The 13,691-nt window shown below is 65.0% G+C and carries 10 protein-coding genes; 8 read left to right on the top strand and 2 right to left on the bottom strand.

Annotated elements, in window-relative coordinates:
- The first annotated feature begins 45 nt into the window (after window positions 1–45).
- The 7 genes from E3O44_RS16165 to arfA all read left to right on the top strand — a co-directional run bounded on the left by E3O44_RS16165 (window position 46) and on the right by arfA (window position 9,726).
- Complete coding sequence (locus tag E3O44_RS16165; protein WP_134535808.1) at window positions 46–1,905, top strand: beta-glucoside-specific PTS transporter subunit IIABC; 1,860 nt, start codon at window positions 46–48, stop codon at window positions 1,903–1,905.
- 112 nt (window positions 1,906–2,017) lie between these two features.
- Window positions 2,018–3,445, top strand: coding sequence for a glycoside hydrolase family 1 protein (locus tag E3O44_RS16160; RefSeq protein ID WP_134535807.1), 1,428 nt, complete (start codon window positions 2,018–2,020; stop codon window positions 3,443–3,445).
- 78 nt (window positions 3,446–3,523) lie between these two features.
- Window positions 3,524–4,381, top strand: a complete 858-nt coding sequence (locus E3O44_RS16155) for a Cof-type HAD-IIB family hydrolase (RefSeq protein WP_134535806.1) — start codon at window positions 3,524–3,526, stop codon at window positions 4,379–4,381.
- Between the two features lie 369 nt (window positions 4,382–4,750).
- On the top strand, window positions 4,751–6,115 hold the full coding sequence (locus E3O44_RS16150) for an ABC transporter substrate-binding protein (protein ID WP_134535805.1): 1,365 nt from the start codon (window positions 4,751–4,753) through the stop codon (window positions 6,113–6,115).
- Window positions 6,116–6,257: 142 nt separating this feature from the next.
- On the top strand, window positions 6,258–7,232 hold the full coding sequence (locus E3O44_RS16145) for a carbohydrate ABC transporter permease (protein WP_134535804.1): 975 nt from the start codon (window positions 6,258–6,260) through the stop codon (window positions 7,230–7,232).
- Window positions 7,229–8,122 carry a carbohydrate ABC transporter permease gene (locus tag E3O44_RS16140; protein WP_134535803.1) on the top strand — a complete coding sequence of 298 codons (894 nt, stop codon included), beginning with the start codon at window positions 7,229–7,231 and terminating at the stop codon, window positions 8,120–8,122. Before E3O44_RS16145 ends, E3O44_RS16140 begins: the two co-directional genes overlap by 4 nt.
- Window positions 8,123–8,193: 71 nt before the next feature.
- Window positions 8,194–9,726, top strand: a complete 1,533-nt coding sequence (gene arfA, locus E3O44_RS16135; protein ID WP_134535802.1) for an arabinosylfuranosidase ArfA — start codon at window positions 8,194–8,196, stop codon at window positions 9,724–9,726.
- On the opposite strand, the gene E3O44_RS16130 is transcribed toward arfA, so the two are convergent.
- Both E3O44_RS16130 and E3O44_RS16125 read right to left on the bottom strand, forming a co-directional pair.
- A complete protein-coding gene (locus E3O44_RS16130; RefSeq protein ID WP_134535801.1) occupies window positions 9,723–10,973 on the bottom strand; it encodes an APC family permease in 1,251 nt (416 codons plus the stop codon). The genes arfA and E3O44_RS16130 overlap by 4 nt on opposite strands.
- 175 nt (window positions 10,974–11,148) lie before the next feature.
- Window positions 11,149–12,162, bottom strand: a complete 1,014-nt coding sequence (locus E3O44_RS16125) for a LacI family DNA-binding transcriptional regulator (protein ID WP_134535800.1) — start codon at window positions 12,160–12,162, stop codon at window positions 11,149–11,151.
- 243 nt (window positions 12,163–12,405) lie between these two features.
- Here E3O44_RS16125 and E3O44_RS16120 point away from each other — a divergent pair, with 243 nt between their 5' ends.
- Window positions 12,406–13,653, top strand: coding sequence for a sugar ABC transporter substrate-binding protein (locus E3O44_RS16120; protein WP_174775096.1), 1,248 nt, complete (start codon window positions 12,406–12,408; stop codon window positions 13,651–13,653).
- Window positions 13,654–13,691: the final 38 nt, after the last annotated feature.

The raw sequence follows: 13,691 nt of genomic DNA, 5'->3' as shown, positions 1-13,691 counted from the left end.
TGAGTATGGAAGCCGCGATGTCGCGGCGGAAGGTGAATGAGACCGATGGACTACTCCAAGACCGCAGCTGCGGTCCTCAAGGGTGTGGGCGGCGAAGAAAACGTCCAGTCGCTCGTGCATTGCGCGACGCGACTGAGATTCGTCATCAGGGACGACGCGAAGGTCGACAAGGCGGCGGTCAAGGCCACCCCCGGCGTCATCGCGACGGCCGAGGCCGGCGGCCAGTACCAGGTCGTCATCGGCAATGAGGTCCCCGAGGTCTTCGCCGAGATCACGAAGATCTCGAAGCTCGGCGGCACGTCTGCCTCGGACGGCCGGGCGGCTCAGGACGGCCCGAAGGGCAACCTCGTCAACCGCTTCATCGCGATGATCTCGGCGATCTTCACCCCGCTGGTGTGGGCGCTCGCCGGTACTGGCCTCCTGAAGGCCTTCCTGGCGGCAGCTGTGACGTTCGCCTGGATCGACAACACGACGACGACGTACACGATCCTGAACGCACTCTCGGATGCCTTCATCAACTTCCTGCCGCTGGCGCTCGCGATCACCGCGGCGAAGTACTTCAACGCGAACCAGTTCACCTCGCTCGCCATCGCCGGTTCGTTCGTGTATCCGTCCATCGTTGCGCTCAACGGCGTGCCGGACATCACTTTCTTCGGTATCCCGGTCACGATGGTCAGCTACGTCTCGAGCGTCATCCCGATCATCGTCATCGTGTGGTTGCAGAGTCACGGAGAGCGGTTCCTCTACGCCGCGCTGCCGGCCGCGATCCGCCGATTCGTGACACCCATGATCATGGTCATGGTCCTGGTGCCGCTCACCTTCCTGGTGATCGGTCCGCTCTCCAACCTGATCAGCACGGGACTGGCCGGCGGCATCGGCTGGGTCTTCACCGTCGTGCCCTGGCTCGGCGGCGCGATCATGGGCGGCCTGTGGCAGGTCTTCGTCATCTTCGGCCTGCACTGGGGCTTCGTCCCGCTGATGACCGCCGAACTGCAGAGCACCGGACTGATCTACATCACCGCACCGCTCTTCGCCGCAGTGCTGGCACAAGCCGCAGCCGTCGCCGGGGTTTGGGTGCGCACCCGCAACTCCAACCTGAAGTCGCTCGCTGCCCCGGCCACCCTGTCGGGCTTCCTCGCCGGTATCACTGAGCCGGCCATCTACGGCGTGAACCTGCCCCTCAAGCGGCCGTTCGTCTTCGGCATCGTCGGTGGTGTCCTCGGTGGCGCCCTGATCTCGGCCGGCGGCGTCGCCGCGAATGCCTTCGTGCTGCCCTCGCTGCTGGCACTCCCCGCCCTGTTCGGCACAGGAAACACCGTGATGCTGATTCTGGGCCTTCTCGTCGCCATCATCGTGCCGTTCGGCCTGACCGTGATGCTCGGATTCAAGGACCCGGCGAACGAAACCGCCGCAGTGGCGCAGGGCAGCGACCTCGAGGTGCTGAGCCCGCTCGACGGCACCGCCGTCGCACTGAGCGCGGTCCCCGACGCCGTCTTCGCCGGCGGCGACCTCGGCAAGGGCGTTGCGATCATTCCCCGCGTCGGCGCCCTCTACGCCCCGTTCGACGCACTCGTGGTCGCCGCATTCCCCACCGGGCATGCCATCGGGCTGCAGCACGCGGATGGAGCGGACGTGTTGATCCACGTCGGCATCGACACGGTCAAGCTCGGCGGCAAGTACTTCTCCCTGAAGGTGGAGAAGGGCCAGCAGGTCAAGGCCGGCGATCTCCTGCTCGAGTTCGACATCAACGCCATCACGGCGGCCGGATACGACATCACGACGCCCGTCATCATCACGAACCCGAAGAAGTATCCGACCATCGGCTCACCCGCCGCGGGCCCGGTGGCACACGGAGACCCCCTCTTCCTGGCCATCGCCGAGGAAGAACTGGCCACCGCGAAGTAAGTAACGGCGGTTTGCACGTCCCCGGTGGAGGAGCGACTCTGCTGCTCCTCCACCGGTCATCTGCGCAAGACGCAGTCAGCAGTCAGTAGTCAGAAGTAAAAGGAGTTCACGAATGACCGATTCAACACCCGTCACGTTCCCGCAGGACTTTCTCTGGGGCGGCGCGACCGCCGCGAACCAGATCGAGGGCGCATACAACGAGGGCGGCAAAGGCTTGTCCATTCAGGACGTCATGCCGCAGGGAATCACGACGCCGCGCACCGCGGGCCCCACGGACGACAACCTCAAGCAGGTGGCCATCGACTTCTACCACCGCTACGCCGAGGACATCGCCCTGTTCGCCGAAATGGGCTTCCGCACCTTCCGTTTCTCCATGGCCTGGAGCAGGATCTTCCCCCTCGGCGACGAGACGGAACCCAACGAGGAAGGCCTCGCCTTCTACGACCGCGTCATCGACGAGTGCGAGAAGCACGGCATCGAACCCTTGGTGACCATCTCGCACTATGAGACCCCGCTGCACCTGACCGAGACCTACGACGGCTGGGTCAACCGTGACCTGATCGGATTCTACGAACGCTACGCCCGGGTGCTCTTCGCCCGCTACGGCGCCCGGGTGAAGTACTGGCTCACCTTCAACGAGATCAACTCCGTGCTGCACGCCCCGCTGTTGTCCGGCGGCATCAACACCCCGAAGGACCAGCTCACCCGGACAGACCTGTATCAGGCCGTGCACAACGAGCTGGTGGCGAGCGCGCTCGCCACCAAGGCTGCCCGCGAGCTCGCCCCGTCCGCCCTGGTCGGCTGCATGATCCTCGCGATGCCGGTCTATCCGTTGTCTCCGGATCCCGACGACGTGATGGCCTCGCTCACCACCGAACGCACCAACCTCGCCTTCGGCGACATCCACGTGCGCGGAGAATACCCGGGGTACTACCTGCGCAGCCTGCGCGACCAGGGCGTCGAACTGGTGATCACCGACGAGGACCGGGCGCTGCTCAAGGAGAACACCGTCGACTTCGTCTCCTTCAGTTACTACGTGAGCGTGGCCGAGACCGCAGACAACTCGAAGCGGGTCATGGGCGAAGGGAACATCTTCCCCGGGGTCGCGAACCCGACGCTGAAGGCCTCCGAGTGGGGCTGGCAGATCGACCCGGTCGGCCTGCGCATCGTGCTCAACCAGTTCTGGGATCGCTGGCAGAAGCCGCTCTTCATCGTCGAGAACGGCCTCGGAGCCAAGGATGAGCTCGTCACGGTGGATGGCCGGAAGACCGTCATCGACGACTACCGCATCGAGTACTTCAACGATCATCTCGTGCAGGTCGGCGAGGCCGTCGCCGACGGCGTCGACGTGATGGGGTACACGTCCTGGGGCTGCATCGACCTCGTCAGCGCCAGCACGGCACAGATGAGCAAGCGGTACGGCTTCGTCTACGTCGACCGCAACGACGACGGCACCGGAACCCTGGACCGCTACAAGAAGAAGTCCTTCGACTGGTACGCCGAGGTCATCCGTTCGAATGGAGCGAGCCTCACCCGATAGCGTAGAACCAACCGGGTTCGTCCCGTCGGCCGCCTCCCGGATGCACTGTCCCGGAGGCGGCCTCGTTTGGAGCAGATCATGATTTCCCCCCGCATCGCCTTCGTCGACGTCGACGGCACCCTCATCGACTCCGGGGAGGTGATCGCACCCTCGTCGATCGAGGCCGTGCGGCTCGCCCGGCAGAACGGGCACCTGGTGTATCTCAGTACCGGGCGGGCGTCAGTCGAGATCTACCCGGCGATTCGGGAGATCGGCTTCGACGGTGCGGTCAGCGCCGGCGGCGGATTCGCCGAAGTCGGCGACGATGTCGTGATCTCCCGCACGATGCCCGAAGACGCGGTGGCGCGCATGGTGGGGTTCTACGAAGACGCGGGATACGACTTCTACCTGCAGTCCTACGACAAGCTCTACCCGAGCCCCGGCGTGCGCGCGCGTTTTGCGACCTATCTCGAGGACGACAAGGAACGACAGGGCGATCCCCGGCCGGACCTGGGCTCCGTCACCGGCGCCGATGAGCATCCGGTCCTGAAGGCCTTCGCCGACGTGCGCCCCTTTACCTTCACCGGCATCGCCAAGTCGGTGTTCCTCGCGGGAGACCTCCGCGCCTTCGACCGCGTCACGGATGCCCTCGGCGGGGACTTCCACGTCATCACGGGCACCATTCCGCACATGGGTCGTGGCAGCGGCGAAGTGACTTTGAGCGGCGTGAACAAGGGCAGCACCATCCTGCAGCTGCTCGACCTGCTCGGCCTCGACGCGGCATCCGCCATCGGTATCGGCGACAGCAACAACGACATTGAAATGCTGCAGGTGTGCGGGGTCGGCATCGCAATGGGCAACGCCACCGCGGAGGTCAAGTCCCAGGCCGACGAGGTCACCACCTCCGTGCTCGACGACGGGGTCTGGAACGCCTTCCGCCGCCACGGCCTCATCTGAGGGCAGTTCAGGACCCGGTGTCCTGATGAGGCGGGGCCCGGTCCCGCAATTTGAACAATTCTCTTGACAACGACCGCGCGGGTCACCATGATCAATTACAACGTTGGAAATTACAACGTTGTACCTGTTATTTCGCCGCACTCATTCGTACATGACGAGGTGAAGGCACGCCGAATCAAGGAGGATTCGTTGTCAATGATCTGCGCAGACATCGCCGTATACGGCACCATTGACTGCTCCCGCATTCGTCGCTCCGACGCCTCGTGATCCGTCCACCGATCCGACGCGGATTCACCACCGCGCCCGACGCTTCACACCTATGACTCTCGACAGCTTCGTCGGGATCTCCATTGAAGGGAAACAAACACAGTGAACAAAAAAACCCTCGTCGCAGCAGTGAGCACCGGTGCTCTCCTGCTCGGACTCACCGCTTGTTCGGCCGACGGAAGCACGAGCGGTGCCGGTTCCACGGCCGCGGCGGATGCCACGTCCTGCAGCAACACCATCGTCTATCCGGACGCCCCCAAGGTCTCGGTCTGGGCCTGGTATCCGAACATCAACACGGTCGTCGACCTCTTCAACAAGGCTCACAAGGATGTGCAGGTCTGCTGGTCCAACGCGGGACAGGGCGGTGACGAGTACGCCAAGTTCTCGACGGCCATCGCCGCGGGCACCGGCGCTCCCGACGTCATCATGCTCGAAGACGAGGTACTGCCCGGATTCGAGCTGCAGAAGGCGCTTGTCGACCTGACCAAGTACGGTTCGGACGACGTCAAGGCGAACTTCAGCAGCGGTGCCTGGAAGGATGTCTCGAGCGGAAGTTCCGTCTACGCGATCCCGGTCGACGGCGGACCGATGGCCATGATCTACCGCAAGGACATCTTCACCAAGTACGGCATCACGATCCCGACGACGTGGGCCGAATACGAGGCCGCGGCCGTGAAGCTCAAGGCGGCCGGCGGGCCGTTCATGGGCGACTTCGGAAGCAACGTTCCCGCCTGGTTCACCGCGCTGATGACCCAGAACGGCCAGACCGCCTGGAAGTACGACAACAGCAGCCCGCAGAGCATCGGCATCGCGCTGAATGACGCGGGCAGCAAGGAGGTCGCCACCTACTGGCAGGGACTCATCTCCCAGGGCCTCGTCGACACCAAGGACCAGTTCAACACCGATTATGTCGGCGGGATGGCGAGCGGCAAGTACGCCACGTACATCTCCGCAGCCTGGGCCCCCGGATACCTCTCGGGCAACGGCGGCGCGGCGACCGGGCCGGGCGCGGAATGGGCCGTTGCGCCGCTTCCGCAGTGGGACACCAGCAAGCCCGTTTCGGTCAACTGGGGCGGATCAACGCTCGCGGTGACGACCCAGGCCAAGGATCCGGCCCTCGCCACCACGGTCGCCAAGGAACTGTACGCCTCAGACGCCGAACTGAAGGATGGCGTCGACACGCAGACCATCTTCCCGCTCAGCAAGTCGGTGCTGGACGCCGAGTGGTTCGCCTCCACCCCGGTGGCTTTCTTCAACGGCCAGAAGGCCAACGGCGAGGTCTACATCCCGGCAGAGAACGCGTACAAGGGCTACACCTACAGCCCCTTCACGACGTACTACTACTCGGAGCTGACCAAGGCGATGGTCACCATCATCAAGCAGACCTCGACCGGCGAGAAGGCCCTCGACGACCTCCAGTCGACCATGTCCACCTATGCGAAGGCACAGGGCTTCACCGTCCAGTAACGTGACCGGGCAGATTGCCGAACCGGCGATCTGCCCCGGATCCGGGGCGGCTGCGCATCGCGGCCGCCCCGGGTCCTCCTCCTCCGTCCTCTGGCACCGGATCATCCGGTCAGGACACACCCTTTCTTCTAAGAAGGACGAAATGACCAACCCAGCAACGACGCTGTCCTCCCCAGGAGCCGCCGCGACGACGCCCCAGGCAGCGTCGACGTCGAAGAAGCCACAGTCGCGACGGCGATCCGTCAGCCGCGGCTGGATCGGCTGGCTCTTCATCGCCCCCTTCGGGATTGTCTTCGTCGTCTTCCTCGTCAGCCCTCTGGCGTACGCCTTCTACCTCAGCCTCTTCTCGAAGGGGCTCGCCACCGGGACCATCTTCAGCGGCGTCGGCAACTACGTGAAGGCCTTCACCGACCCCGAGTTCCTCAGCGGCGTCTGGTTCGTGCTGCGATTCGCCGTGGTGCTCATCCCCGTGCAGATGGCCGTTTCCCTCGCCGCAGCGCTGGTACTGGATTCCCTCACCACGCGACTGGCGAACTTCTCCCGGCTGATGATCTTCGTGCCGTACGCCATCCCCGCCGTGATCGGCTCGATCATGTGGGGCTTCCTCTACAGCCCGTCCTTCGGGCCGCTGAACAACCTGTTCTCGTTGATCAACCAGCAGGCGCCCGAAATCCTCAACTCGGACAACATCTTCGGCGGCCTGATGAACGTCGTGGTCTGGCAGTGGGCCGGCTACTACATGATCATCATCTACGCGGCACTCCGGGGAATCGACCCCAGCATCTACGAGGCCGCTCGCATCGACGGCGCGAACCCGCGACAGATCGCCCTGCGGGTGAAGGTCCCGATGATCACCTCGGCCCTCGTCCTGATCCTCGTCTTCGCGCTGATCGGCACCCTGCAGTTCTTCACCGAGCCGCAGGTGCTGAAACCCATCGCCAACGGCGCCATCACGGCCAGCTTCACCCCCAACATCTACGCGTACAACCTGGCATTCCAGTTCTCGCAGTTCAACTACGCGTCGACGATCTCGTTCTCCCTCGGGATCGTGGTGTTCATCGCGGTCTACATCTTCCTATTCAGTACCCGCAAGCGCAGAGGAGGGTTCAGCTCATGACCGCCGCAACCATTACGAGAGCCCGCCCCCGCACCGGCCGGCCGAAGCGCAACATCACCGCTCACATCTTCCTGGTCGCCCTCGTGCTCTACTTCCTGATGCCGCTGTGGTGGCTGTTCGTGGCGAGCACCAAGGACGCCCAGGGACTATTCTCCGGTGCGGGCGGCGCGCTCTGGTTCGACAAGAACTTCAATCTCGTGCAGAACATCCAGGAGCTCTTCACCTACAAGGGCGGCCTGTACCTGCGCTGGCTCGGCAACTCGGCCCTCTACGCCGTCGTCGGGGGAGTCGGCGCGACCGTCCTCGCCGTTCTGGCCGGTTACGGCTTCGCGAAGTTCCGGTTCAAGGGCCGCGACTTCTCCTTCGCCATCCTGCTCGGCTCCGTGATGGTTCCCCTGACGGCCCTGGTCATCCCGACCTTCATGCTGATGAGTCAGATGCACCTGACGAACACCATCTGGGCGGTCATCCTGCCGTCACTGCTCAGCCCGTTCGGCGTCTACCTGATGCGCGTCTACGCAGCGGATGCCGTTCCGGACGAGCTTCTGGACGCCGCCCGCGTCGACGGCTCAGGCGAATTCCGCACCTTCTTCCGGGTGGCCGTTCCCCTGATGCGCCCCGCGATCGTGACCGTGCTGCTGCTCTCGGTGGTCGGCACCTGGAACAACTACTTCCTGCCGCTGGCCGTGCTGTCCGACCAGAATCTGTACCCGATCACGGTCGGCCTCGGCGGCTGGCAGGCCCTCGCGGCATCGAACAACGGTGGCGGCGCGTCCCTGTACACCCTCATCGTGGTCGGATCGCTCATCTCCATCATTCCGCTCATCATTGCCTTCCTCAGCCTGCAGAAGTACTGGCAGGGCGGCCTGTCGCTCGGAGCGCTCAAGTAGCCGAATCGCACCATCGGGGCCGGCCGGCGCTTGCCCGAAATCCAGTCACCTCTACCTCACGAAAGATGCCCATGCTCACCGCACGCCTCACCATCGACCCCCACTTCGCCGTCGGAGCGGTCAACCGACGCCTGTTCGGATCATTCGTCGAGCACCTCGGCCGGTGCGTCTACGACGGCATCTATGAACCGAGTCACCCCACGTCCGACGCGGAGGGGTTTCGCCAGGACGTCATCGAGCTCGTCAAGGAGCTCGGAGTCTCGACCATCCGCTATCCCGGTGGCAACTTCGTTTCCGGCTTCCGCTGGGAGGACAGCGTCGGGCCCGTCGCCGAGCGTCCCCGCAGGCTCGACCTCGCCTGGCATTCGACGGAGACCAACGAAGTGGGGCTCCACGAGTTCTCGGGCTGGCTCGACAAGGTCGGCAGCGAACTGATGATGGCGGTCAACCTGGGAACCCGGGGAACGATGGACGCGCTGGACCTGCTCGAATACTCCAACATCGCGGCCGGCACCACGCTGAGTGACCGGCGGGTCGCGAACGGCAAGACCGACGCCTTCGGCGTCAGGATGTGGTGCCTCGGCAACGAGATGGACGGTCCCTGGCAGCTTGGGCACCGCTCGGCAGACGACTACGGCAAGATCGCCTCGCGGACGGCCAAGGCCATGCGCCAGGTCGATCCCGGCATCGAGCTCGTCGCCTGTGGCTCCTCGAGCGCGCACATGCCCACCTTCGGCGAGTGGGAGCGGGTCGTGCTGACCCACACCTACGAGGACATCGACTTCATTTCCTGCCACGCGTACTACGAGGAGAAGAACGGCGACCTGGGGAGCTTCCTTGCCTCGGCCGTCGACATGGACCACTTCATCGATTCCGTCGTCGCCACCGCCGATCACGTGAAGGCCGTGCTCGGCAGCACGAAGACGATCAACATCTCCTTCGACGAGTGGAACGTCTGGTACATCGACCGGTTCGAGAACGTCGACAAGATCACGGGCCTCGACAACTGGCCCGTCGCCCCGCGCCTGCTCGAAGACTCATACTCCGTCGCCGACGCCGTCGTCTTCGGGAACCTGCTGATCTCCCTCCTTCGGCACGCCGACCGGGTGACGAGCGCGTCACTCGCCCAACTGGTCAACGTGATCGCGCCCATCATGACGGAGCCCAATGGCCCGGCCTGGCGCCAGACGACATTCTTTCCCTTCGCGCTCACCTCGCGACTGGCGCAGGGCGTTGCGCTCGAGGTCAAGCTTGAGAGCGAGACGTACTCGACTGCGGTCTACGGCGACGTGGCCGTCGTCGATGCCGTCGCCACCCACGACGAGGAGACCGGACTGACGAGCGTGTTTCTGGTGAACCGGGACCAGACTCACGCCGTCTCTGTCGAAATCGACACGACGGCGCTGGGGGACGTCGTTGTGCGCGAGGCCCAGACCCTGTCGGACGCGGATGTGTACGCCAGGAACGTGCTCGACGACCAGGAACGCGTCGGCCTGCGCGCCAACGACAGCGTGCGCGTCTCCAGGGACATCGTCAGCATCACCCTGCCGCCCGTTTCCTGGACGGCGGTCTCGCTCGCCATCGGTGTCGACGACCTCGACTAGTCGCGTCTGCCGAGCCGGATAAGACGGTATCCGACACCAGCGACGAGGACGATCACCCCGGCGACGATGGAAACCGGGGGCAGGGTCGCGACCAGGACGAGGCATCCGCCGGCGCCGAGCACCTGGACGGCCTTCGGATACCGGCGCATCACCCAGGGCTGGGTGAACGCCGACAGATTGGCGACGAGGTAGTAGACCAGGACGCCGAACGACGAGAACCCGATCGCACCGCGGAGATCGACGGTGAGGACCAAAATGCTCACGACGGCTGCGAGGGCGATTTCGGCACGGTGCGGCACGTGGTATTTCGCGTGGACCGCGGCGAGCCCGCTGGGCAGATCGCCGGTGCGGGCCATCGCCAGAGTCGTGCGCCCGACCCCGGCCACGAGCGCGAGGAGCGCTCCGAGCGAGGCCAGGGCCGCACCGAGTCGCACCAGCGGGGCGGCCCAGGCCCAGCTGCCGGCCGTGACGACGTCGACCAGGGGTGCCACGGACGTTGCCAGCCGGTCCGGTCCGATCACGAGAAGCAGGGTGACCGCGATGATCGCGTAGATGACGAGCGCGATGGCCAGTGCGGTCATGATCGCCCGGGGGATGGTGCGCTTCGGATCCCTGACTTCCTCGCCCATCGTGGCGATGCGGGCGTAGCCGGCGAACGCGAAGAACAACAAACCCGCGGATTGCAGGATTCCGTACCAGCCGCCCGCGAACAGGTTCGTGCCGAGGCCGAGCGGATGCGTCACGCCACCGGCGAGGCCACCGATCACGACGACCGCGAGCACGATCAGGACCAGGGCCACGATGATCCGGGTCAGGCCGGCCGTGCGCGTGACGCCGAAATAGTTGACCGTGGCCAGGCCCAGGACGGCGGCGACGGCGACGGGTTTCTCCCAGCCGGCCGGCGCAGCGTACGCGGCGAACGTCAACGCCATCGCCGCGCAGCTCGCGGTCTTGCCGATCACGAAACTCCACCCGGCGAGGAATCCCGGCCACTCGCCGAGGCGCTCCCGGCCATAGACGTATGTTCCACCGGATGTCGGGTACTGGGCGGCGAGCTGCGCAGACGACGAAGCGTTGCAGTACGCGACCACGGCCGCGATGGTGAGCCCGATCAGGAGACCGCCACCCGCCGCCGCCGCGGCGGGTGCGAATGCGGCGAAGATGCCTGCGCCGATCATCGAGCCGAGGCCGATGACCACGGCGTCACCGGTGCCGAGTCTGCGCGCAAGCGCCGGAGTGTTGGACATGACCGCCTGTCTACCGTGCGTGCTGTGCGGACTGCACGTGCTCTGCCGGAAGAGTATCAGCAGCAGTCGCAGGGGCGCGGCAGAGAGCGCGACCGCCGGGCGAGTCGGTCGTCATCGGGATGTCCGGGGTGACCTGTGCTGTGACGCCCGTCCTCCCGTGCCGGCCCCTGACCGGTCACAGCCGCGTCGTCGATGCGCGCGGGATGAGGCGCACCGGGACGCGGTGCACTCCCGGATGCGGCTGTCCCTTGATGGCGTCGATGAGTTCGCGTGCCACCGCCCGGCCCAGCTCCTGGAGATTCATGTCTATCGTGGTGATCGGCGGGCGTGAGTGCACGCTGAACAGTTCCCAGTTGTCGTAGCCGACGACGGCAACGTCCTCCGGCACGCGGAGGTTCTCATCGCGCAATTGCTCGATGGCGCCCCGGGCGATCTGGTCGCTTGCGCAGAAGATCGCGTCGAAGTGAAGCCCGGCCTCGACGAGGGCGTGCACGCACTGACGGCCCCAGTCCTCGCTCCAGTCGCCATACAGGTTCTCCCCGCCGACGAGCTGCAGGCCATGTCGCTGCATCGCCTGGGTGGCGCCGGTGAGCCGTTCAACAGCCGCCGAGAAGGTGGGATCGCCGCTGATCGCGACTATTCTGCGTCGGCCCCGGGAGACGAGGTGGTCGATGGCGAGGTCGGTGCCCTGCGAATTGTCCGTCGTGAATGAGGAGTCCTCCGGGTCCTGGCTGGCGGCGAAGGCATAGGCCACCGGCACTGTCACCTGGTCCGTGATCGAAGGGCGGGACGTGTCGCTGTCGCCCAGGACGACGATGCCGTCGACGCGTTTCGCCATGAGGGTGCGCAACTGGTGCGACTCCCGGATGGAGTCGTTTCGGGCATCCGTGAGGATGACCGACGTCGAGTCCGCACCGAAAGCGTCTTCGACGCCGAGAAGGATCGGAACGACGAACCGGTTGGCGAGGTCTGCGGTCAGGACGCCGATGGTACCCGTGATCGACGAATTGAGTGCGCGGGCGAACGGGTTGGGAGTGAAGGCGAGGCTGCGGGCCACCTCCTCGACATGGCGCCGGGTTGCCTCGCGCACGACGGTCTTGCCGTTGAGAGCCTTGGACGCCGTCGCGATGGACACGCCGGCGGCACGCGCCACGTCGGCGAGCGTGACTGCGTCATTCGTCTTGCCCATGGTGTCCTTTCGCCTATGAAACCGATGTCGACACCGGGCCATCCTGCGGCCGAGTCGAGTGAAACCCTACGAGAAAAGACTGTACCCCGCGTGCCCCGCAATTCAGTGACAAAAGAGACGAATTCCGATTGACGTACCGGGAAATTCAGTGCTAGCCTCGCCCTGTTGAAACTAGTTTTATTTGTTTCACAATTCTGCCCTGATATTCCTGCCCTATTCCAAAGAAGGAAAAACGTGATGACAATGAAGTTCGTACGTAGCACGATGGCAGTCGCCGGGGTCGCGACCCTCGCACTGGCCATGGTCGGATGCTCGGCTGCAGGCGGCGCCTCCAGCAGTGCTGGCAGCACCGAGTACACCGTGTGGGATCCGTATCCCCAGCACGACGCCAGCTCTGACTGGGCCAAGCGCATCGACGCCTGCGGTGTCGATGCCGGCGTGACCATCAAACGCACCGCGTACGACTCGCAGTCCCTGACCAACCAGTCCCTGCTGGCCGCCCAGGAAGGCACGGCCGCTGACGTCGTGCTCCTCGACAACCCGGCAGTGACCACGCTCGCCGATACCGGCGCCCTCAACGACATGGATTCGATCGGGCTCGACACATCGGCCATCGACCCCAACCTTCTCGGGGCCGGCGTGCTCGACGGCAAGACCTATGGCGTCCCGGTCGGGGCGAACACCCTTGCGCTCTACTACAACAAGGACATCCTCGATGCCGCCGGCGTCGACCCGGCAACGGTCAAAGACTGGGCCACCCTCACTGCGGCCCTGCAGAAGGTCTCGACCAACGGGCACAAGGGCATCACGTTCGCGGGCTTCGCGAGCGAGGAGGGCACGTTCCAGTTCCTGCCGTTCTTCTGGGGAGCGGGAGCAAACCTCAACAAGCTCGACTCGACGCAGGCGGTCTCAGCGCTGACCCTCTGGACCGACTGGGTCAACCAGGGCCTCGCACCGAACTCGGTGATCACGAACTCCCAGAACACGACCTGGGAGGAGTTCCTCACCGGTGACTTCGGCTTTGTCGTGAACGGTACGTGGCAGGTCAACAGCGCGTCGAAGGCAGCCTTCAAGACCGGCTATATCACCATCCCGGCGGAGGCCGGGGGAGCCGCACCCGCCCCGACCGGAGGCGAGTTCATGGTCATCCCGACGCAAAAGGACACCGCACGTTACGACGTGTCCAAGAAGATCGTCGAGTGCATGAGCACCACCGCAGGCCAGGTCAAGACCGCAGACACGTTCGCGTACTACATCCCGGCGACGTCGGCCGGCCAGTCGGCCCTCCTCGTCGAGCACCCGGAACTCTCGGTGTGGGTCGATGCCGTCAAGGCGGCCAAGGGCCGCACGAGTGACAACCTCGGCGCGAACTACCCGAAGATCTCCGAGCAGGTCTACACGGCCGTTCAGAACGCACTGAGTGGAGCGATGACACCAGCGGAAGCCCTGAAGGAAGCGCAGGCGGCGGCCGCAGCAGCCACGACCAAGTAGCCCGAACCTTTTCCCACACAACACGAAGGGCATCCCAC

The organism is Cryobacterium algoricola (assembly GCF_004402485.1).
Classification (GTDB): domain Bacteria; phylum Actinomycetota; class Actinomycetes; order Actinomycetales; family Microbacteriaceae; genus Cryobacterium; species Cryobacterium algoricola.
This window is presented reverse-complemented; position numbering and strand designations above follow the sequence as displayed.

Bases quoted from the DNA above. Each gene is read 5' to 3' on its own strand.
- arfA (WP_134535802.1), top strand. From the start codon at position 8,194: ATGCTCACCGCACGCCTCACCATCGACCCCCACTTCGCCGTCGGAGCG.
- E3O44_RS16125 (WP_134535800.1), bottom strand. From the start codon at position 12,162: ATGGGCAAGACGAATGACGCAGTCACGCTCGCCGACGTGGCGCGTGCC.
- E3O44_RS16145 (WP_134535804.1), top strand. From the start codon at position 6,258: ATGACCAACCCAGCAACGACGCTGTCCTCCCCAGGAGCCGCCGCGACG.
- E3O44_RS16130 (WP_134535801.1), bottom strand. From the start codon at position 10,973: ATGTCCAACACTCCGGCGCTTGCGCGCAGACTCGGCACCGGTGACGCC.
- E3O44_RS16165 (WP_134535808.1), top strand. From the start codon at position 46: ATGGACTACTCCAAGACCGCAGCTGCGGTCCTCAAGGGTGTGGGCGGC.
- E3O44_RS16120 (WP_174775096.1), top strand. From the start codon at position 12,406: ATGAAGTTCGTACGTAGCACGATGGCAGTCGCCGGGGTCGCGACCCTC.
- E3O44_RS16140 (WP_134535803.1), top strand. From the start codon at position 7,229: ATGACCGCCGCAACCATTACGAGAGCCCGCCCCCGCACCGGCCGGCCG.
- E3O44_RS16155 (WP_134535806.1), top strand. From the start codon at position 3,524: ATGATTTCCCCCCGCATCGCCTTCGTCGACGTCGACGGCACCCTCATC.
- E3O44_RS16160 (WP_134535807.1), top strand. From the start codon at position 2,018: ATGACCGATTCAACACCCGTCACGTTCCCGCAGGACTTTCTCTGGGGC.